The sequence below is a fragment of the Deinococcus sp. genome (genome assembly GCF_018260405.1).
In the GTDB taxonomy this organism is placed as follows: domain Bacteria; phylum Deinococcota; class Deinococci; order Deinococcales; family Deinococcaceae; genus Deinococcus.
Genome location: NZ_JAGLBG010000260.1, coordinates 1 through 589 on the forward strand (window position 1 = coordinate 1; position 589 = coordinate 589).

At 59.6% G+C, this 589-nt stretch carries 1 pseudogene; it reads right to left on the reverse strand.

Going from position 1 to position 589, the window contains the following annotated elements:
• Positions 1 to 437 precede the first annotated feature (437 nt).
• Positions 438 to 589, reverse strand: a pseudogene (locus QZ269_RS13435) (argininosuccinate lyase); the annotation flags it as partial.

Sequence of the window (589 nt, forward strand, 5' to 3'; positions counted from 1 at the left end):
GCGTGGAGCGGGATGGGGTAGATATTCGCTAGAAGTGAGGTTTAGAGAACAGCAATTCAGGGCCAGATCACAAGGGGCAACGGGCTATACAGACTGCCGTCTGTTTTGTTGACAACCCAGAAGGCCGCCTGGTTGCCTCTACGAACTGGCGATTGAACCGGGTGGTTTTGGATTCAATTCGAGCTCAGGCGGTAGCCTCTTGAGAAAAACGGACTCGCTTGAGCAAGCCTGCCCACCTCTTGACCAAAACGGCTTCTTGGTCAGAACGGCACCCGTATGGGGCCTGACCGCACCCATGAAGGGGCCTGCCCGCTTCCCGGCTGCGGGCGGAATTGAGTGCAGTCCGTACTACAGCAGCAGCAGAGCGCTGACGTGCTGAGCCTTTGCAGGCCTAATCAGGGCCAGGAGCAGCAGGAGAAAGCGCCGCATACCCCAGTCTATTCGCCTAACTTCGCCTTCGCCGCCTCAATCGCCTCCCACACCCGCTCCGGCGCAGTGCCGCCAAAGCTCTGGCGGCTACGGACGCTTTCTTCTACCGTAAGTTTCTGCGCCACTTCCGCACTGAGCAGCGGGTGGGCGGCTCTCAGCT